Origin of the sequence: Nakamurella flavida (genome assembly GCF_030811475.1) — a bacterium.
Classification (GTDB): Bacteria; Actinomycetota; Actinomycetes; order Mycobacteriales; family Nakamurellaceae; genus Nakamurella; species Nakamurella flavida.
Window position 1 is genome coordinate 1,060,944 of sequence record NZ_JAUSQV010000001.1, and the last position, 19,048, is coordinate 1,079,991.

13 protein-coding genes are annotated in these 19,048 nt (G+C 73.0%); 5 read left to right on the forward strand and 8 right to left on the reverse strand.

Annotated features, from left to right (window positions below; translation table 11 throughout):
• Nucleotides 1-130: 130 nt before the first annotated feature.
• On the reverse strand, nucleotides 131-1,411 hold the full coding sequence (gene hisS / locus J2S58_RS04740; protein ID WP_205257503.1) for a histidine--tRNA ligase: 1,281 nt from the start codon (nucleotides 1,409-1,411) through the stop codon (nucleotides 131-133).
• A 1-nt stretch (nucleotide 1,412) separates the two neighbouring features.
• Complete coding sequence (locus tag J2S58_RS04745; RefSeq protein WP_205257504.1) at nucleotides 1,413-2,075, reverse strand: MBL fold metallo-hydrolase; 663 nt, start codon at nucleotides 2,073-2,075, stop codon at nucleotides 1,413-1,415.
• Nucleotides 2,076-2,278: 203 nt separating this feature from the next.
• Between J2S58_RS04745 and J2S58_RS04750 the strand changes: the two genes are divergently transcribed.
• Nucleotides 2,279-3,265 carry a peptidylprolyl isomerase gene (locus J2S58_RS04750; protein WP_306826394.1) on the forward strand — a complete coding sequence of 329 codons (987 nt, stop codon included), beginning with the start codon at nucleotides 2,279-2,281 and terminating at the stop codon, nucleotides 3,263-3,265.
• Nucleotides 3,266-3,345: 80 nt separating this feature from the next.
• Here the strand turns inward: J2S58_RS04750 and J2S58_RS04755 are convergent, their stop codons facing one another.
• A complete protein-coding gene (locus tag J2S58_RS04755) occupies nucleotides 3,346-3,693 on the reverse strand; it encodes a hypothetical protein (RefSeq protein ID WP_205257505.1) in 348 nt (115 codons plus the stop codon).
• Between the two features lie 135 nt (nucleotides 3,694-3,828).
• Between J2S58_RS04755 and J2S58_RS04760 the strand changes: the two genes are divergently transcribed.
• Together J2S58_RS04760 and J2S58_RS04765 are read left to right on the forward strand one after the other, a co-directional pair.
• Nucleotides 3,829-4,518, forward strand: coding sequence for a response regulator (locus tag J2S58_RS04760; RefSeq protein WP_306826398.1), 690 nt, complete (start codon nucleotides 3,829-3,831; stop codon nucleotides 4,516-4,518).
• Nucleotides 4,519-4,637: 119 nt separating this feature from the next.
• Nucleotides 4,638-5,720: a sensor histidine kinase gene (locus J2S58_RS04765; protein WP_205257506.1), complete on the forward strand. Its 1,083-nt coding sequence runs from the start codon at nucleotides 4,638-4,640 to the stop codon at nucleotides 5,718-5,720.
• 199 nt (nucleotides 5,721-5,919) lie between these two features.
• Here the strand turns inward: J2S58_RS04765 and J2S58_RS04770 are convergent, their stop codons facing one another.
• Nucleotides 5,920-10,653 carry an RHS repeat domain-containing protein gene (locus J2S58_RS04770; RefSeq protein ID WP_205257507.1) on the reverse strand — a complete coding sequence of 1,578 codons (4,734 nt, stop codon included), beginning with the start codon at nucleotides 10,651-10,653 and terminating at the stop codon, nucleotides 5,920-5,922.
• Nucleotides 10,654-10,919: 266 nt separating this feature from the next.
• Between J2S58_RS04770 and J2S58_RS04775 the strand changes: the two genes are divergently transcribed.
• Together J2S58_RS04775 and J2S58_RS04780 are read left to right on the forward strand one after the other, a co-directional pair.
• On the forward strand, nucleotides 10,920-11,969 hold the full coding sequence (locus J2S58_RS04775; RefSeq protein ID WP_205257508.1) for a hypothetical protein: 1,050 nt from the start codon (nucleotides 10,920-10,922) through the stop codon (nucleotides 11,967-11,969).
• Between the two features lie 268 nt (nucleotides 11,970-12,237).
• Nucleotides 12,238-13,602 (forward strand): MFS transporter, encoded by a 1,365-nt coding sequence (locus tag J2S58_RS04780; protein WP_205257509.1) that lies wholly within the window; start codon nucleotides 12,238-12,240, stop codon nucleotides 13,600-13,602.
• A 14-nt stretch (nucleotides 13,603-13,616) separates the two neighbouring features.
• On the opposite strand, the gene J2S58_RS04785 is transcribed toward J2S58_RS04780, so the two are convergent.
• The 4 genes from J2S58_RS04785 to J2S58_RS04800 all read right to left on the reverse strand — a co-directional run bounded on the left by J2S58_RS04785 (nucleotide 13,617) and on the right by J2S58_RS04800 (nucleotide 19,045).
• Nucleotides 13,617-15,962, reverse strand: coding sequence for a RelA/SpoT family protein (locus tag J2S58_RS04785; protein ID WP_370881833.1), 2,346 nt, complete (start codon nucleotides 15,960-15,962; stop codon nucleotides 13,617-13,619).
• 218 nt (nucleotides 15,963-16,180) lie between these two features.
• Nucleotides 16,181-16,990: a tyrosine-protein phosphatase gene (locus J2S58_RS04790; protein ID WP_205257510.1), complete on the reverse strand. Its 810-nt coding sequence runs from the start codon at nucleotides 16,988-16,990 to the stop codon at nucleotides 16,181-16,183.
• 54 nt (nucleotides 16,991-17,044) lie between these two features.
• Entirely contained in the window at nucleotides 17,045-18,310 is a 1,266-nt protein-coding gene (locus J2S58_RS04795; protein WP_205257511.1) for a serine hydrolase domain-containing protein, read from the reverse strand.
• A gap of 186 nt (nucleotides 18,311-18,496) precedes the next feature.
• Nucleotides 18,497-19,045 carry an adenine phosphoribosyltransferase gene (locus tag J2S58_RS04800; RefSeq protein ID WP_205257512.1) on the reverse strand — a complete coding sequence of 183 codons (549 nt, stop codon included), beginning with the start codon at nucleotides 19,043-19,045 and terminating at the stop codon, nucleotides 18,497-18,499.
• Nucleotides 19,046-19,048: the final 3 nt, after the last annotated feature.

Consider the following 19,048-nt stretch of genomic DNA (forward strand, 5'->3'; position numbering starts at 1 on the left):
CGGTGGCCGCCACCGGACGACGGGCGCCCCCACCGGGTGAGACCGATCACCGGCCGGTCACGCACCCGCCGCGTGCCCCCCGACGATCACCCGGTGGAATGCCGAAAAAGATCATCCGGCCGGGTCGACCTCAGCCCAGCAGGCTCACCACGTGCTCGACCACGCGACCGGACGCGATCGAGGCCTGTTCGCCCGAGCCGAGATCGCGCACGGTGACCGTCCCTGCGGCCAGCTCGTTCTCGCCCAGCAACAGGGCCACCCGGGCGCCGGAGTCGTTGGCCAGCTTCATCGCACTCTTCAGCGCGCGGCCGCCGTAGGCCAGGTCGGTGCGGATGCCGGCCCTGCGCAGTTCGCCGGCCAGGGCGACGAGCGGCCCGGTGGTCCCCGGCCCGACCGGGATCCCGTACACCTCGCACCGCGCCGACGATCCGACCTGCACGCCCTCGGCCTCGGCGGCCATCAGGGTGCGGTCGACGCCGATGCCGAACCCGATGCCGGACAACGCCGCCCCGCCCAGCTCGCTCATCAGACCGTCGTACCGCCCGCCGCCGCCCATGCCGGACTGCGCACCCAGCCCCGGGTGGACGAACTCGAAGGTGGTGCGGGTGTAGTAGTCCAGCCCGCGCACCATCCGCGGGTTGATGACGTACCGCACGCCCAGCGCGTCCAGCAGCGCGCGCACCTCGGTGAAGTGCTCGGCGCTCTCGGCGCCCAGGTGATCCAGCAACAGGGGCGCGTCGGCGAGCATCTCCTGCACCGCCGGACGCTTGTCGTCCAGCACCCGCAGCGGGTTGAGCCGGGCCCGTTCCCGGGTCGCCTCGTCGAGCGGGAGGTCGGACAGGAAGCGCTGCAGCAACTCCCGGTAGGCCGGCCGCGAGGTGTGGTCGCCCAGCGAGGTCAGCTCCAGGCGGTAGCCGGCCAGCCCCACGGCGCGGAACGCTTCGTCGGCCACCGCGATGACCTCGGCGTCCAGGGCCGGGTCGTCCGAACCGATCGCCTCGATGCCGACCTGCTGCAGCTGCCGGTACCGGCCGGCCTGCGGGCGCTCGTACCGGAAGAACGGGCCGGAGTAGACGAGCTTGACCGGCAACGAGCCCTTGTCCAACCGGTTCTCGATGACCGACCGCATCACCCCGGCCGTACCCTCCGGGCGCAGGGTCACCGACCGGCCGCCGCGATCGGCGAAGGAGTACATCTCCTTGGCCACCACGTCGGTGCTCTCCCCCACCCCGCGGGCGAACAGGGCGGTGTCCTCGAAGACGGGCAGTTCGATGGGCGAGTACCCGGCACGGTCGGCGGCGGCCAGCAGGGTCCGGCGCACGGCGTCGAACGCGCGGGACCGCGGCGGCACGTAGTCCGGGACGCCCTTGGGTGCGGCGAACGGCCCGGTGGGGCCGGTGGTGCTGGTCATGTCAGACCCTCTGCAGGTAGGGGTTGCCGACGCGTTCCGCGCCGATCGTGCTGGTCGGTCCGTGGCCGGGGAGGACGACGGCGTCGTCCGGCCGGGTGAGCAGGTGGTCGTGGAGCGACGCGGTGAGCTCGGCGGTGGACCCGCCGGGCAGGTCGGTGCGGCCGACCGAGCCGGCGAACAGGGTGTCGCCGGTGAGGAGGACCTCGGGGCGGTCGTCCGCCGCGGCGAGGCGGAACACGACCGACCCGCGGGTGTGCCCGGGGGTGTGATGCACCGCGATCCGGAGCCCGCCGGCCACCAGCTCGCCGCCCAACGGGTGCACCACCTCCGGGCGCAGCCCGTCCAACGGCATCCCGGCCAGGGCGGCGCGCAGCTCAGGCAAGAGCCCGGACAGCGGATCGTCGAGCAGGACCTCGTCCGCGGCGTGCAGGTGGGCGGGGATCCCCGCCGACCGGCACAGCGCCGCCGCCGAGGCGATGTGATCGAGGTGCCCGTGGGTCAGCAGCACCGCCACCGGACGCAGACCGTGCTCGGCGAGCAGGGGCTCGAGCCGGACCAGGGCGTCCTGACCGGGATCGACGACCAGCGCGTCCCCGCCGGGCTCGGCGGCGAGCACGTAGCAGTTGGCCTGGAACGACCCGGCCGGGAACCCCGCGATGAACACCCGGTCACCCTAACGCCGGCCCCCGTGCCGCCCGGTCGTCCCGCCGAGGGCCCCGCGGGAGGACGATCCGCGCCCGACACACAGCCGTTTCCCCGGGTTTGCACCGGCCCACGGGCACGGGGCGGCTCCGTGCGGTCACCTAGACTCACCGGCCGGGCCCCCTCGTCAGAGCAGGGCCCGATCTGCTGCGGAGGGAACACCGGGTGTCGGACAACCAACAACGACGGGACGCTGCGAAGCGCAAGCTGCAGCGACAGCTCGAGCGCCGCCAGCAGCAGGCGCGCAGCCGCCGTCAACGCCTCGTCATCCTCGGCGTCGTCGTGGGCGTGGTCGTCGTGGCCACCACGGTCTGGCTCGTCACCCGCCCGGCCAGCACCACCACGGCGAGCCCGAGCGACACCGGTTCGGCGACCAGCACCTCGACCGAGCCCACCACCCCGTGCTCGTACCCGGCGGCGGGGACCGCGGCCAAGGAGGTCAGCGCCCCGGCGAACCTCTCCCCGCTGAACTCCGGCACGGTGGACGTCACCCTGGCGTTCAACTCGGGCGACGTCCCGGTCACCCTGGACCGCACCGACGCCCCCTGCACCGTCAACTCTTTCCTGTCCCTGGCCTCGCAGGGCTTCTACGACGCCACCGACTGCTGGCGGGTCACGGACGCCGACGCGCTCAAGATCCTGCAGTGCGGTGACCCGAGCGGGAAGGGCAACGGCGGCCCCGGCTACACCTTCGCCGACGAGGCAGCCGTCGATCCGACCTCGACCGCGACCACGCAGACCTACCCGGCCGGCACCGTGGCCATGGCCAACACCGGCCCGGGTACGGCGACGAACGGCTCCCAGTTCTTCATCGTCTACGCCGACTCCACCCTGCCGCCCGGCTACACCGTCTTCGGCCAGGTCAGCGCGGACGGCCTGGGCGTCATCCAGGCCATCGGCGCGAAGGGGGCCGTGAAGAACGTCCAGGACGGCCCGCCGTCCGAGACGGTCACCCTGACCTCGGTCAGCGTCCCCGAGGGATCGCTCGACGGCACCGGCTCCTACCCGACCACCACTGCCGCGGACCCGAACGCGGTGCCCACCGACCCGGGCCTGGAGACCGTGCCCAGCGAGGCCGTGCCGTCCGATCCCGCGACGGAGGACCCCACGACCGGTGACCCCGCGACGAGCGAGGCCGCACCGACCAGCTGACGTCAGCACCGGCACCACCCGACAGCCCCCGGACCCCTCGTCCCGGGGGCTGTCGCGTTCTCGGCGGAACCGGTTCGACGTCAGATGAGCTCGACTCCGCCGGACACGCCCCCGTCCAGGTAGGCGACCCCGTTCTGGATCCGGGGTGCCCCGTGCGCGACCCCACCGGTGACGTCCTGCTCGTAGCCGCCGACCCACGCCCCACTCGCGGCCGGCGCCAGGAAGGGGGTGGCCGGGGCCGCGGGGGCGTCGGCGAGGGCGGGCAGGAACGCGGCCAGCGCTCCGGCGAACAGGGCGGCGAGAGCGATCTTCGTGGGGACCTCCAGGTCAGGATGGGGCAGAGTCGTTGTGCGGGAGGAGGTGTCGGCCGCGGGGCCGTCCGTCGTTCCCGTCCTGATCAGCATGGCCCGGCGGCCGGACACCCACATCGGCCCGTCGGCCGAGCGTGGGCGCCGACGGGTCGGTCGATCGGCCTACGACCGCGGACCTCGCTGGGTGTTCACAACTGCGAGTTAGCATCCGTGACTACTTGTGATAACACGCGTGCGGGTGGGGGCTGAGCTGTGGACACGATCGACAGGATCAAGGTGCTGCTGGTCGACGACCAGGCCCTGTTGCGCCTGGGATTCCGGATGATCGTCGGGCACGAGGCCGACATGGAGGTCGTCGGCGAGGCCCCGGACGGTCGGGTCGCGGTGACCATGGCCGGCACCACCCGGCCCGATGTGGTGCTGATGGACGTCCGCATGCCGGTGATGGACGGCATCGCGGCCACCGCGGAACTGCTCGCGGCCCATCCGGAGGTCAAGGTGATCATCCTGACCACGTTCGACCTGGACGAGTACGTGGTGCAGGGGCTGCGCGCCGGGGCCAGTGGGTTCCTGCTCAAGGACACCCCGCCGGCCGACCTGGTCGCCGCGATCCGCACGGTGCACGGCGGGCAGGCCTTCCTGGCCCCGGAGGCGACCCGTCGCCTGCTGGACGTCTGCGTGCCCGCCCTGCCCGCCCCGGACGGCGCGCAACCCGATGCCCACGCGGCGGCCCTGGCCACCCTCACCGACCGGGAGAACGCCGTGCTGGCCGAGCTCGCCGCGGGGCTGTCCAACCGGGAGATCGGCGCGAAGCTGTACATCGCCGAGGGCACGGTGAAGATCCACGTCGGGCGAATCCTGGCCAAACTCGGTCTGCGCGACCGGGTCCAGGCCGTGATCCTGGCCTACGAGGCCGGGGTGGTCCGGCCCGGCGCGGCGTGACGGGTCCGGTGTCCGCCCCGGTGACGAGCGGCTCACCGGTTCCCCTGGCGCGGCGCATCCGGCGGGCACTCCACCGGCCACGTCGGTCCTGGCTCCTGGACAGCGCGGTCGCCGCGGCGGTGCTCGCAGCCCTCCTCGCCGATCTGCCCGACGTCACCAGCCTGGCGGTCGCGGTGCCCTTCCTGGTGGCGGGTGTCGTCCTGGTCCTGCTGCGGCGCGTGGCGCCCCGAGCCGTCGTCGCCGCCGCTGTCGGTCTGTGGTTCGCCTGCGGGCTCGTCGAACCTCAACTCACCCTGGCGTTGGTCGTCCTGGTGGCGCTGTACACGGTCGGCGCGGCCGGGGCCCGGGTCGTCGCCCCGGTGGCGGCCGTCGTCGTCGCCGGCCTGGTCGGTTCCCACCTGGTGTTCCGTCCCGTCGCCGACGCGGCCCTGATCTACGGTCTGATCGTCGCCGTCGTCGCCGCCGCGACCGGGATCGGCCTGTACCGCGGCAGCCGCCGTGACCTGGTGCGCCAGTGGCGGGAGCGGGCCCAGGCGTTGGAACGCGAGCAGGAGCGCGAACGGGAACTGGCCGCCACCACCGAGCGGCTGCGGATCGCCCGCGACATGCACGACGTCGTCGGGCATCACCTGACCGTCATGGTCACCCTGGCCGAGGCCGCGGTCACGGTGCTGCCCGACCCGGATTCCCCGGACGGCGCCGGACCGGCCATGACGATGATCGCCACCACCGGTCGCGAGGCCCTGGCCGAGACCCGCCGCATGCTCGGGGTGCTGCGCAGCCCCGGTCCGGAGGTCGACCCGGGAGACCCCGTCGACGATCTCGCCGCACCGCTGCGCGCCGCCGGCCTCGCCGTCGACAGCACGGGTGGCGAGCTGTGGGCCCGACTGCCCGCCGAACTGCGCGCCGCCCTGCACAGAGTGGCCCAGGAGGCCTTGACCAACGCCCTCAAGTACGCCGGTCCCGGTGCGGTGGTGACCGTCTCGCTCGATCGGGACAGCACAGGGCTGCATCTGATCGTCACCGACGACGGCGGGGCGGACACCGGCGCTCCCCGCGCGGCACCGGTGTCCTCGTCCGGCCACGGATTGACCGGCATGCAGGAACGGTTGGAGCAGTGGGCGGGCGAGGTGTCCGCCGGACCGCTCCGCCCCCGGGGCTGGAGCGTGCGCGCGGTGGTGCGCGAGCAGTCGGCGCACTGATCTTCCCCGTCCGCCCGCTCTCCGATGCCCTGCAGGAGCATCGCTCCGCCGACCGGGACGGCCGGAGCGGGAGGTGGTCGAACCCCTCGCATCTGCCGTCGCTCAGCAGCTTCGACGGCTCCGGCCCGGTCCCGCAGGGTGCGGGACCGGGCCGGAACGGGGTGGGAGGTGGGTACCGGTCGCCGGTGGGTGGGGGCGATCAGAGCGACGCGGGCACCAGACCCACGGGGCTCTCGGCCGCTCCCCTGGCCATCGCATTCCACAGGGCCGCCGAGGCGGTACGGATCACCGGAGGAGTCATCGGCAGCGATCCCATCGGCATCCTGCCACCGAGGCAACGGATGAAGCGGATCGAGTAATTCCCGACGCCGGCGGCCATGGGGCCGGCGACCATGCCCAGAACAGCGCCGAGAGCGGCGCCGCTCGCGACTGCGTCACCGAACTTCGACCAGCTCCAGCCGGTGTCCTGGGTGAGGTGGCCGGTGAGTTGTGCGGCGGCATCCCCCGCGGCGGCGCCGACCGTTCCGAGCGCGGCACCGGCGAGCGCCCCCGAGGCGATGGAGCCCACCTGCCGGACACCGACCATGAATCGCAGCAGAGCCCGGGAGACGAGCGTGGCCGTGGCCCGTCCCATGACGACCGTCGCCGGTGCGATCTCCGGTTGCATGACGAAGGCCGACGCCAGCAGCAGGACCCCGGTGACCAGCGTGCCGACGACGGCACCGACGACGTCGGTCAGGGTGCTCTGCCCGGTGGGATCGATGGTGGTGATGGGTTCCTGGTTCGCGTAGTCGTAGGGGTTGGCGCTGCCGCCGACCTGCGGGTCGGGGGTGGTGAACCGCCCGAGGGCGGGCACGTAGACCCGCGCACCGTCCAGGAGCAGGGTGGGACCGGTGGTGGGGACGGCCGTCATGCCGACGCCCCAGCCGGGCAGGTCCGGCCCGGTCACGCCCGCCACCGTCCCATCGGCGGGGGCGCCGGTGAGCAGCTGCCCGAACGGGTCGTAGAGGGCGGGCGTCCCGGTCACCGTTCCGGTGGCCGTCAGCGTCACCCAGGCCGCCCCACCCAGGTCGTCCTGGCTCCACACCGCCACGCCGGCCGCGGGGGTGCTCACCGTGACCCCGCCGGGCAGGGTGGTGACGTCCTGGACGAGGTGGTTCTGGTTGTCGAGGGTCAGTCCGTCCAGGGTGTACCGCTCGGTCGTCGCCGCCGTGGTGGCGGCACCGGTCGACGGCGTGCTGGTGCGGGCCACGATCGTGCCGGCGGCGTCGCGCTGGTAGCTGGTCGTCTCCTGCTGATCGATCACCGAGACCAGCTGGTCCTCGGCGTCGTAGGCCAGGTGGGTGGCGCCGATCCCGATCAGGTCGCTGCCGGCGGTGGTGTCGTAGGTGAGGGCGCCCACGGCCGGGTCGGTGGTACCGGTGAGGCGGCTGCCGGCGGGGTCGTAGGTGGAGGAGTAGGTCGCCGTGCTGCCGTCGGGGTTGGTGACCGTCTGGGCGGTGCGGTTGCTGTCGGCATCGTAGGTGTAGGCCCAGCCGGTGTGGGAAACGGTCTGGTCGGTGGTCAGCGTCGCCGCGGTGAGCCGCTGGTCGACGTCGTACCGGTAGCTGTAGGCGGACTGGTGGCCCGGGGTGGCCAGGGTCTCGGCGAGGACCCGCCCGGCGGGTGAGAACGACCGGGAGTCGGTCAGCACCTGGTGGTCGCCGGTGGTCGTCGACACGGCCGAGGTGCGGCCGTCCGCGTCGGTGGTGTAGGTGGTGACGGCGCCGTTGCTCTCGGCGACGGACTGCAGGTCGCCGTTCTGTGCCCAGGTCAGCGTGGCGGAGACGGTGCTGCCGGGGGCTCCGGCCGGCTGGGTGGTGACCGAGGTGCCGTGCAGGGTGCCGTCGGAGTTGTAGGTGTTGCTCGTCGTCTTCACCGTCGGCGCGGCCCCGTCGGTCGGTGCGCTGGTGGTGGTGGTGGTGGCGGCCTGGCCGGTGACCGGGTCGTAGGTGGTCGCGCTGGTCGTCCCCCACCCGTCCCGCTCGAACACGGTGCGGCCGGCGAGGTCGACCGCGGTGATGCTGGTGCGCGTATCGGTGGTGCCGTCACCGTTGTGGACGGTGCTGGTGGTCGCGGTCTGCAGCGGGTCGCCCTGGTAGTCGTACTGGGTGATCAGCGTGCTCACGGGTTGGTCGGCGCCGGTGGGGGTGGTGGTCACCGTGGTGGGACGCCCGGCGGGGTCGTAGGCGGTGCTGACGGTCGCCTCGGCGGTGACCACGGCATCGGATCGGCCGGCGGCGTCGTGGTAGGTGGTGGACACGACCGGGCCGGCGCCGGATCCGCTGCGCGCCGGGTCACTGACCGTCTTGGTCAGCCCGGCCTGGTTCACCGCCGTGGTGGTCCCGGGGGCGGTGGCGGTCTCCGCGCCGCCCCAGGAGCCGAGCGTCGTGGTGTCGCCGGCCGGTGAGGTCAAGCCGGTCTCCCGGCCGAACTGGCCCTTCGCCGGGTCGACCGGCTCGAAGCTGCGGGTGCCGGTCAGCCCGGACGGGCTGGTGAGTGTGGTCGGATCGGCCACCTGGGCGTCACCGAAGGCTGCGGTGCTGGTCAGCGTGGTCGGCGAGGTGCCGTCCAGGGCGTCGGAGGTGCTGGTGGAAGTCTGCCGACCGGTGCCGGGGTGCAGGTGATCCAGCGGGATCGGCGTCGGCTGCTGCCCGGTCGGCGCGGCGGCCAGGCTCACCGAGCCGGCGCCGCCCGGGGTCGGGCTCGGCTCGGACAGGTCGATGCGGACACTGTGCAGGCCGGCGGTCAGCGCGACGCCGGTACAGGTTCCGCCCGGGCAGGAGACGCCGTCGATCCACAGCGCAGCCGCGCCGGACGGTCCGGCCGTGACGGTGTCGGTGCCGGCGGCGTCGACCTGCCAGGTCCCCGTCATTCGCGCCGACCAGCCGCCGGTCGTCGCCACCGGCGGCGTCGGCCAGTTGACGGCCAGCGAGGACACCGCGGCGCCGTTCACCTGCGGACCCGTCTCGGTGGCCGAGGGCGCGCCGGTCGCGGAGGGGTTCGCCCAGTACTGGGTGAGCAGGCCCTTGATCGGTTTGGTCGTGCCGGCCGAGGTGTTGCTCTGCCCGGTGGTGGTCTGGTCGTACCCGTAGGTGACGGTCGGCGTGGAGCCGTCCGCGGTGCCCCGGACCGGGCCGACCACCTTGCTGAGCAGGCCGGTGACCGGATCGTACGTCCGGGTGGTGGTGCTGCCGTCGCTCGCGGTGGTGACCAGCTGGTGGTCGGTGGCCGGATCCCAGGTGGTGGTGGCCTGACGGCCGTCGGCGTCCCAGCTGGACATGGGCAGCAGGGTGACCGGATCGGTGGCCACCCGCTGGACGAACCCGGCCGGCGGATTTGCACCGTCCTGGGTGATGGTGGTCTGCAGGGTGCCTGCCGGGTCGGCCTGGTCGGCCGGGGTGAGGGCGTAGGCGTAGTGGCGGGTCACCGCGACGCCACCGGGGGCGGCGGCCGGCGCCAGGACCGCGTCGACGCGTCCTTGGTCGTCGTAACCGATCTGGGCCGTCACCCCTGTCGCCTGATAGCCGGGGACGCCGGCGGCCAGCACGGCTGCGGCCGTCGGGGAACGCAGCACCGCCAGCCGGCCGGCGGCGTCCCATCCGTAGTCGGTGACGGAGGCGGCCGGTCCGGCGTCGCTGTCGGCGACGAGACGGCCGATCTGCACGGTGCCGTTCGCGCCGGGCACATACAGCACCCGGGCGTGCGAGCCGTCCCAGAAGGTGACGCCGGACAGCATCCCGGCCGGGGCCGGGACGAACCCGGCGGGCGACGTGCCGGACTGCGGCCCGTACTGCAGGGTGATCTGCTGCCCGGAGACCGGGTCGGTGATCGCGGTCAGCAGGCCGCCGCTCCACGTCTGCCCGAAACCCAACCCGTTCGGAGCGGTCACCGAGACCACCTGCGCGGTGACCGGGTTCGCGTCGGCGGGCTGGTCGGGGGTGGCGCCGAACACCGTGGTCGTGCCGTCGGGATCAGTGACCGTCCAGGTCCCGTCGCCGTTGCGCACGACGGTGGACAGCGTGGCGGTGGGCGCCTGCTCACCGGTGCCCCACACGGGCAGATAGGCCTGACCGGCCGCGGCCCGGTAGGTGATCGTGGCCCCGTTCACCTGGTGCAGGTCGACGGCCCCACCCGGGTCGACGGTCAACGACCGGTAGGGCGATGCCGAGCCGGCGGTCATCGCCCACCCGGTGGGCAGGCCGGGCGAAGCCTGCTGGTCGGCCTCGAAGGACAGGCCGACCGCCGCGGTCCCGGCCGCGGAGCTGACCGACTGTGACGTCCATGCCGTCGCGACTTCCCCGGTGCCCAGGGCGACCGACAGCGCCCCGATCGAGTCGGTGGCCTGCAGACCCGCCCGGCGGGTGTCGACCCGGAACAGGAACGGGCCGGCGACCGACCCGTCCGGTGCGGTCACCGACCACTGGTAGGCAGACCCGTCGCTGAGCTTGCCGGCCGGGATGCGCACCGACGAGCCGGACGAGGACAGCGTGAACTGACCCACCGGCGTCCCGGTCGCCACATTGCCCACGGTGAACGAGTAGAGCCCGGACTGAATGGTCGAGGCCTGCAGCGCGGGGGTGAGGGACGTGGCCAGACCGCTGGTCTGCGTGACGACTGCGTGCGCCTGGTCCGGCACCGCCTGGCCGCCGGCCGTGGTCCCGCCCGCCCAGGACAGGGTGGTCGGGTCACCGCCTGGGGCGGTGGTGAACGCCGCGGCGCTCGCCACGGCCGGGGTGGCCGCCGGACCCGACGGGCCGGCGTAGCTCACCCCGGTGGCCACCATCGACGCGGTGACCGCGATGACCACCGCCTGGGCACCCCGCCGCGCCCAGGCCGGTCCGCGGCGCTCGATGCCGACCGGTCGATCGCGGCGTTCCCCGTTGCGTCCCATCTCGTTCCCCTCCTCCAGCGACCGCGGCACGCAGTCGTCACTGCCCGCAACGCTAGGAAGAAGCCGGGGCCAGGACGTCTACCGCGGGGCCGGTCATGGTGCGTCGGCCGGTAGGCCGGAGGGCCTACCGACGGCCCGGACGTTCGACCGTCGGACAGATCCGGGCGCCGGTGGGCATTCGTAGCGTTGCCCTCGTCGCCGGACCGACCGGCTCCGGACACCGCCACCAGGGGCCATCGCTCCGCACACGCCAGCAAGAGGACACCATGCCTGACAACCGCTCTCACACCGTTGCGGCCCGCACGCCCGCCGGCTGCACCCCGCGCCGCCGCGCCGCCGCCCTCCTCGTCGGCGCACTGGGCATCGCCGCCGCCGCGTCCGTCGTGGGCGTCGCACCGGCGTTCGCCGACTCGATGACCTACTGCCCGACCGCGCCCAACAACCGCAGCGCCTGCAACGTCGCGGTCGACAACGTCATGCAGTTCACCCACCCCGGCGTCAACGCCGACGGATACTTCGTCCTCACGCGGTTGACCGACGAGATCGACAGCGGACACGACGACGACAGCAGCTACAGCACGGATCAGGAACCTGCCGCAACGCTGACCGGAGGCGCGCCGGGTCTCCAGTTCGTCAACAAGGCCGCCAACGCCGCCACCGGCGCCATCACCAGGGTGACCTACGGTGTGTCGGACGCTCCCTTCACCGCCACCGGCGCAGTCGAGGCCGCCACCGTCGGGTACGACTCAGAGGTCTGGTACAGCGGCCAGGACAAGTTCTCGGCATCCAGCTCCTCCGACTACCTGACCGCCGACATCCAGGCACCCACCGACAATCCCGACCACGCCGTCACCACCACCACGTTCGCCGACCGGCCGTTGTCCGTGCAGATCCACAACGGCCTGCCCGGAGTACCGCTGGTCAAGGTGGGGGACGAGACGGCAGGCGGGTTGCTCCTGGACCCCCGTGGAACCGACCAGGACGTCACCGCTGCGACCATCGCACCGGAGGACGCGACGCACGACGGCAACGCCTTCTACGGCGGCTACCGGTCCACTCAGCACGACGCCAGCTTCCAGGTCGTCTACGAGGTGCCGCAGGCACCGGCGGGCACCGACCCGACCAGCCCCTGGGTGCGGCTGGCCGGCACCCAGCTCCACCTGAACGTCGACATGGACCTCGACGACCCGACCAAGCAGGAGTCGACGTGCACGATCAGCTCGCCCACCTCGCTGAACACGGTGAACTGCACGGTGACGCAGGGAGGGTCCAACGGCGGCCAGAGCGCGGTCGCCTTCTCGATCACCCTGCCGTGACACTCCCCGCTCCCGGACCCCCGACGACCGGCCGGTCGTCGGGGGTACTGCCGGCAGAGCCTCGGGCGCTGGACCACCGCTGACCCACAGGTGGGCGGGAGTCCGAACGCCGACGACCACGGCCGCCACGTCGTCGGCCTTCCGGCCTACTGCCGGGCTCCCGGATCGGCCGCTGTGCTGATGATCGGGGGCGTCGGCCTTCCTAACGTGGACACCGTGCAGCCGGCACCCACGACCGGTCGTCGCCCAGCCCCAGGAGCATCCCCCGGTGAATACCACGATCCCCCACCCCGCCCGGCTCGCCACCTCAGCCGCCCCCCGGCCCACCGCCCCGACCCGCCGCAGCACCGTCCTGCTCGCCGGCGGCGGCCACGCCCTGGAGTGGTTCGACTGGAGCATCTACGCCACCTTCTCCCCGTTCTTCGCGGCCAGCTTCTTCCCGGCCGACCACGTGCAGCCGTTCCTCGCCACCATGGCCGTGCTGGCCGTGGGGTGCCTGGCCCGACCGGTGGGCGGGTACCTGTTCGGGCGCCTGTCCGACCGGCGCGGGCGGGCGGTGTCGATGCGGCTGACCGTGCTCCTGCTGGCCCTGGGTGGTCTGGTCATCGGGCTGTGCCCGAGCTGGGCCGTCCTCGGATGGGGGGCTCCGGCCCTGCTGGTGCTGGCCCGGATCGCGCAGGGCACGGCCTACGGCGGAGATCAACCCGCCACCCAGGCCTACCTCGCCGAGGTCGCGCCGGTCCGCCGTCGCGGCGTGTTCTCCAGCCTGGTCTACCTCTTCGGCGCCGTCGGCACCCTGGCCGGCATGGTGACCGCCCTGGCCCTGACCGTGGTGCTCCCGACGACGACGATGCATGCCTGGGGCTGGCGCGTGCCGTTCCTGCTCGGCGGGTGCGGCGCCCTGTGGGTGCTGGTGATGCGCCGCCGGATGCCGGAGTCCCCGATGTTCGTCCCGGCGGCCGACGCGCCGGTCCCCGCTGCGCGGCCGCGGTTGTCCGACCACCGCCGACCCGTCGCCCTGGTCGTCGGGCTCTGCACCGGCCTGGCCGTCGCGACCTACTTCTGGGTCGTCGCGCTGCCGGCGTACCTGATCGCCGAGCGGCACGTCGACGCCGGCACGGTGCTGACCGCCACAGCCGTCGCCCAGGTCGCCCTGATCGTCTGGCTGCCGGTGTGGGGAGCCCTGTCCGACCGGATCGGCCGCCGGCCGGTGCTGGCCGTCGGTTTCCTCGGTTCGATCGCCGCCGCCTTCCCGCTGAGCGCCCTGGTGAACGCCGACCCCGGCGCCCTGCTCCTCGCCCTCGTGATCGCGCTGTTCTTCCTGGCCGCGCCGCTCTCGGTGGCCCCGGCCGTCATGTGCGAGCTGTTCCCCACCCACATCCGCACCCTCGGCAGCGCCCTGCCCTACGCGATCACCGTCTCGGTGTTCGGCGGTTGCACGCCCTATCTGCAGGCCTGGCTGACCGGTCGGTACGGCTCGAGTGCCTTCACCGGGTTCCTGGTGGTGTGCCTGCTCGTCTCGCTGATCACCGTGATCCCCCTGCCGGAGACCCGCGGTCGGCTGCTGGACGAGGTGCCCGGACCGACGGGCCGCGCGTGCCCCGAGACGCTGCCCGCCCTGTCCCGGTCCTGAAGCAGGGCAGGAGGTCAGGCGCTGGTCACCCGGTAGACGTCGTAGACGCCCTCCACCCCGCGTACCGCACGCAGCAGGTGGTTGAGGTGCTTGGGGTCGGCCATCTCGAAGGAGAAGCGGGTGATGGCCATCCGGTCCTTGGACATCGACAGGTTCGCCGACAGGATGTTGACCTTCTCGTCGGCGAGGGTCTTGGTGATGTCGGACAGCAGCCGAGCCCGATCCATCGCCTCGACCTGCACCGCGACGAGGAAGACCGAGGCGGAGTGCGGGTCCCAGCTGACGTCGACCAGCCGGGCCTGCTCCTCCTGCAGCGCCTCGGCGTTGGTGCAGTCGGTGCGGTGCACGGAGACCGCGCCGCCCTTGGTGATGAACCCGAGGATGGCGTCGCCCGGCACCGGGGTGCAGCACCGGGCCAGCTTGACCTGGATGTCGGTCAGGCCCTTGACCAGCACGCCCGCGTCGGGGGTGGGCCGGGCGCGCCGGGTGACCGACGGCGCGGACTTCTCCGCGATCGCCTCGCCGGCCTCCTCCTCGCCACCGAGGGCGGCGACGACCTTGGCCACCACCGACTGCGCCGAGACCTGGTTCTCGCCGACGGCCGCGTACAGCGCGGCGATGTCCTTGTATCCCAGTTCGTGTCCGGCGGCGTTCAGCGCGTTGTGCGAGACCAGCCGCTGGATGGGCAGGCCGGCCCGGCGCGCGGCCTTCGCGATGGCGTCCTTGCCGAGATCCACCGCCTCCTCACGGCGGCCCTTGGCGAAGTACTGCCGGATCTTGGTCTTGGCCCGGGAGGACTTGACGAAGCCCATCCAGTCCCTGCTGGGCCCGGCGTTCGGTGCCTTGGACGTGAAGATCTCGACGATCTGTCCGTTGGTGAGGGGCTTCTCCAGCGCGACTAGGCGCCCGTCGACCTTGGCACCGATGCACCGGTTGCCCACCTCGGTGTGCACCGAATAGGCGAAGTCGACCGGCGTGGCGTCGACCGGCAGCGTGTGGATGTCGCCCTTGGGGGTGAAGACGAAGATCTCGCTGGAGGCCATCTCGAAGCGCAGGTTGTCCAGGAACTCGCCGGCGTCACCCGCCTCCCGCTGCCAGTCGAGCAGTTGGCGCATCCAGGCGACCTCGTCCACGGCGGCCGCCGGGCCGGTGTGGGTGCCCCGGGTCTCCTTGTACCGCCAGTGCGCGGCGATGCCGTACTCCGCGGTGTGGTGCATCTCGTAGGTGCGGATCTGCACCTCCAGCGGCTTGCCCTGCGGCCCGATGACGGTGGTGTGCAGCGACTGGTACACCCCGTAGCGGGGCTGGGCGATGTAGTCCTTGAACCGGCCGGGCATGGGCGACCACAGGGCGTGCACGACGCCCATGGCGGCGTAGCACTCGCGGACGGTGCCGACCATGATCCGCACGGCGACCAGGTCGTGGATCTCGTCGAACTCGCGCCCGCGGACCTGCATCTTCTGGTAGATCGAGTAGTAGTGCTTGCCCCGGCCGACGACCTGCGCCGGAATCTTGGCGCCGGACAGCTCGGCGTCCAGCTGCTGGGTCACCTCGGCGAGGTAGACGTCTCGCGAGGGCGCGCGATCGGCGACCAGCCGGACGATCTCGTCGTACCGCTTGGAGTGCAGGATGGCGAAGGCCAGGTCCTCCAGCTCCCACTTGATGGTCGACATGCCCAGGCGATGGGCCAGCGGAGCCATCACCTCGAGGGTCTCGCGGGCCTTGCGGGCCTGCTTGTCCGGGGCCAGGAACCGCATGGTGCGCATGTTGTGCAGCCGGTCGGCCAGCTTGATGACCAGCACCCGCGGGTCCTGCGCCATCGCGATGATCATCTTGCGGATGGTCTCGGCCTCGGCGGCATCCCCGAACCGCACCTTGTCGAGCTTGGTGACCCCGTCGACGAGGTGCCCGACCTCCTCGCCGAAGTCCCGGTTGAGATCGTCCAGCGTGTACGGCGTGTCCTCGACCGTGTCGTGCAGCAGGGCGGCGACCAGCGTGGTGGTGTCCATCCCCAGGTCGGCCAGGATGGTGGCGACGGCGAGCGGATGGGTGATGTACGGGTCCCCGGACTTCCGGAACTGCTCGCGGTGGGCCTGCTCGGCCACCTCGTACGCCTGCTCCAGCACCTTCACGTCGGCCTTGGGATGCAGATTGCGGTGCACCGCGAAGAGCGGCTCCAACACCGTGCGGCCGGGCGCGGTCACCGCGGTGCGCTGGCCGCTCATCCGGCGGGTCAACCGTGCCCGGACCCGGCGGGTCGCGGACGGGGTGGGGGCCGGCTCCGGCCGGGCCGGGGGCACTGCCGTCGACCCCACCCGGACGGGCGGCTGCCGGGCAGCCACGTCCACCTGGGGGGACACGTCACCGACCGGGCCATCGCCGCCCGTGGGCGCCAGGTCCGACCGTGACCCGGTGCCGACCGGGGTGATCCCATCCACGCTCATCAGCACCCCGCTTCCCGCACCGACGTCTTCCTGCGGCCTGGCGAGGATATACGTCGGCGGAGCGGGCGCGGGGCCGCCCGGGGTCCCGCAGTTGGCCCTGGCCACCGCCGCTGCGGGCACTGCTGCCGCCACCGTCAGACGATCAGCCGGTCCCGCAGTCGGTGGATCTCCGCCGGCCGCAGCCCGATCGCCTCGAGATAGGCGTCCAGGGAACCGAACTCGGCCAGCATCGCGTCCTGGGCGGCCTGCAGGTAGCTGCTGTCCACACCCAGCAGGGCGGGGTCGGTGACGGTGTCCGGGCCGTACTCGGCGAGCATGAACGCCGCGAGCTCGGGTACCGCGTCGTTGGAGAGCAGGTAGTCGGCCATGATCGTCGGCCAGTCCACCCCGGCGATCTGCAGGGCCACGGCCACCGCCCAGCCGGTGCGATCCTTCCCGGCCGCGCAGTGCACCAGGGTGCCGCCCTCCCCGGCGAGCACGCGCAGGTACTCGGCCAGCGAGGACTGGGCGTTGGGCGAACCGGGTAGCGACGCGTTGTAGGCGCGCATGCCGTCCGCCGGGGTGCGGGGGCTCTCCCGCTCCTCCTCGTGCGTCTCGTGCGCGGGGGTCTCGTCCTCCTCGGCGTTGAACGGTCGCACGAGCACGGTGACCGAAGCGGGCACGGTGTCCGCCCCGGTGCGGGCGATCTCCCGGGGGCCGCGCAGGTCGTAGGAGGTGCGGATGCCGAGGGCGACCAGATCGGCCCGGCCGCGCTCGTCCAGGGCCTGCAGGGTCGCCGCCCGGAAGAGCACCCCCGGCCGGATGTGCCGGCCGTCGGCGGTGGGGGTACCGCCCAGGTCCCGGAAGTTCCAGGTGCCGGACAGCCGGGTGGGGGGCACCCCGTCCCGGGCGGCCGGAACGGTGCCGGGCGGGGCGGTCTGCGTGGCGTGATCAGCGGGGGGCATACCCACGATGGTGCCGGACGGTCGGCACGCCACCGGTGTCGGGCCGGTGAACGCTCAGCGCACCTGGTCGGGGTAGAGCGCCTTGATCACCTCGAGCGCGGCCTCGAAGGTCGGCGTGGTGCTGTTGGTCGACTCGTTGGCGACCATGACGATGGTGGTGTCGGTCTCCGGGCGGCGCATCACCACCGAGCTGAAGCCGAGGATCGCGCCGTCGTGACCGAGGAACTCGTTGAGTCCGAGGATGCCCAGGCCGTACCCGACGTTGATCTTCTGCCCGGTGATCTGCCGGATCGCCCCGAGCCGCGCGGCGTGGGTGGACGGGGCCAGCAGGCTGCCGTCGGTCAGCTCGGTCCCCCAGACCTTCAGGTCGGCCAGCGTGCTGATCATCGCGCCGGCCGTACCGGCCAGTGCGGGGTTCAGCTCGTCGACGATCTCCGGCGGGTCGGCCTCGTTGTCGAACGGCTGCCCGGCGGCGAGGGTGCCCTGCGGCAGGTAACCGGTCGGGTGCGGGTCGGGGATGCGGGTCGTCGTGGGGTAGCTGGTGTCGGGCAGGTCCAGCCGCTCGATCACCTCGCTGGTGATGAACTCCCCGGCCGGCACGGCGGTCACCGCCTCGATCACCATGCCGAGCAGGGCGTAGTTGGAGTCCGCGTAGACCACCTGCTCCCCCGGCGCGAAGGCGGGCGGGTTCGCCCGGATGACGGCCACGGTCTGCTCGTCGGACCAGGATGCCGTCGGATCGGCGTCGAAGCGGGCCAGGAACCCGGGATCGGAGGTGTAGTCGAAGACCCCCGACCGCATGCCGAGCATGTCCTCGACGGTGATCCGGTCGCCGTTCGCGATGCCGGGGACGTACGACTCCAGGACGTCGTCGAGAGCGAGCTCACCCCGGTCGACCAGGATGAGCACGGCGGTGGCCGTGAAGGTCTTGGTGATGCTGGCGATGCGCACGTGGGCCGCCGGGTCGAAGGGCTCCTGCGTCTCCAGATCGGCATAGCCGGCGGTGCGCGTCCACTCCTGGTCGCCGATCCACACCGCTGCCGACAGCCCGGCCACCCCGGTGCTGGTCAGTGCGGCGTCGAACACCCCGTCCAGCAGCGTCCGGGTCGCGGCGTCCAGGGCGACCGTGCCTGCGGCGGCGGAGGTGACCGGGGTGGTGGTCTGCAGCTCGGAGGACGCGGGCGGCTCGGACAGCGTGGTCAGCCCGACGGTGGAGCGGGTCGGCGTCCGCGGGACGGGCTGCTCCCCGCCGCAGGCCGCGAGCAGGGCACCGGCACCGGCCAGGCCGGCGACGAGGGCCTGGCGCCGGGTCACGGTCACGGCGGACAGGGCGGGACGGCACGATCGGACGGCATGGGGCTCCTCGACTGGCGGGGAGCCGACCGCACCGGGACGACCATCGGCTCCGGGGACGACGTCGCCGTCATCGTCGCAGGTGGGGCTGTCAGGTGGGGGTGACCCACGCCGTGCGGTGTCGCCGGACCGGCGTGTCCATCCGGCTCGTCTTCACCAGGCACGCAGGGCGTGCAGAGGGACCTCGCCCGTCGCGGCCCGACCCCCCAGGGCGGGCAGCTCGACGGCCACCGAGATCCCGGCGACGATCCCGCCGGCCCGGCGGATCAACCGGCAGGCGGCCGCCGCGGTTCCGCCGGTGGCGAGCACGTCGTCGATGATCAGCACCCGGGCCCCGGCCGGGACGTCGTCGGGATGCATCTCCAGGCGCCCGCGGCCGTACTCCAGGGCGTAGTCCTCGGCCAGGACGGCGCCGGGCAGCTTGCCGGGTTTGCGGACGGCGACGACGCCCAGGCCCCGGCGCACCGCGGCCGCGGCGCCGAGCAGGAACCCGCGCGCCTCGATCCCGGCGATCAGATCGACGTCCGCTTCCGCCCAGGCCAGCGCGTCGGCCACGTCGGCGAGGGCCGGAGCGTTCGCCAGCACGGCGGTCAGGTCGCGGAAGAGGACACCCGGGATCGGGAAGTCCTGCTGCACCCGGACGAGGGTGTCCAGGGCGACTCCCGCCCGGTGCGCCGTCCCGGGCGGCAGTCCGCCGGTCATGCC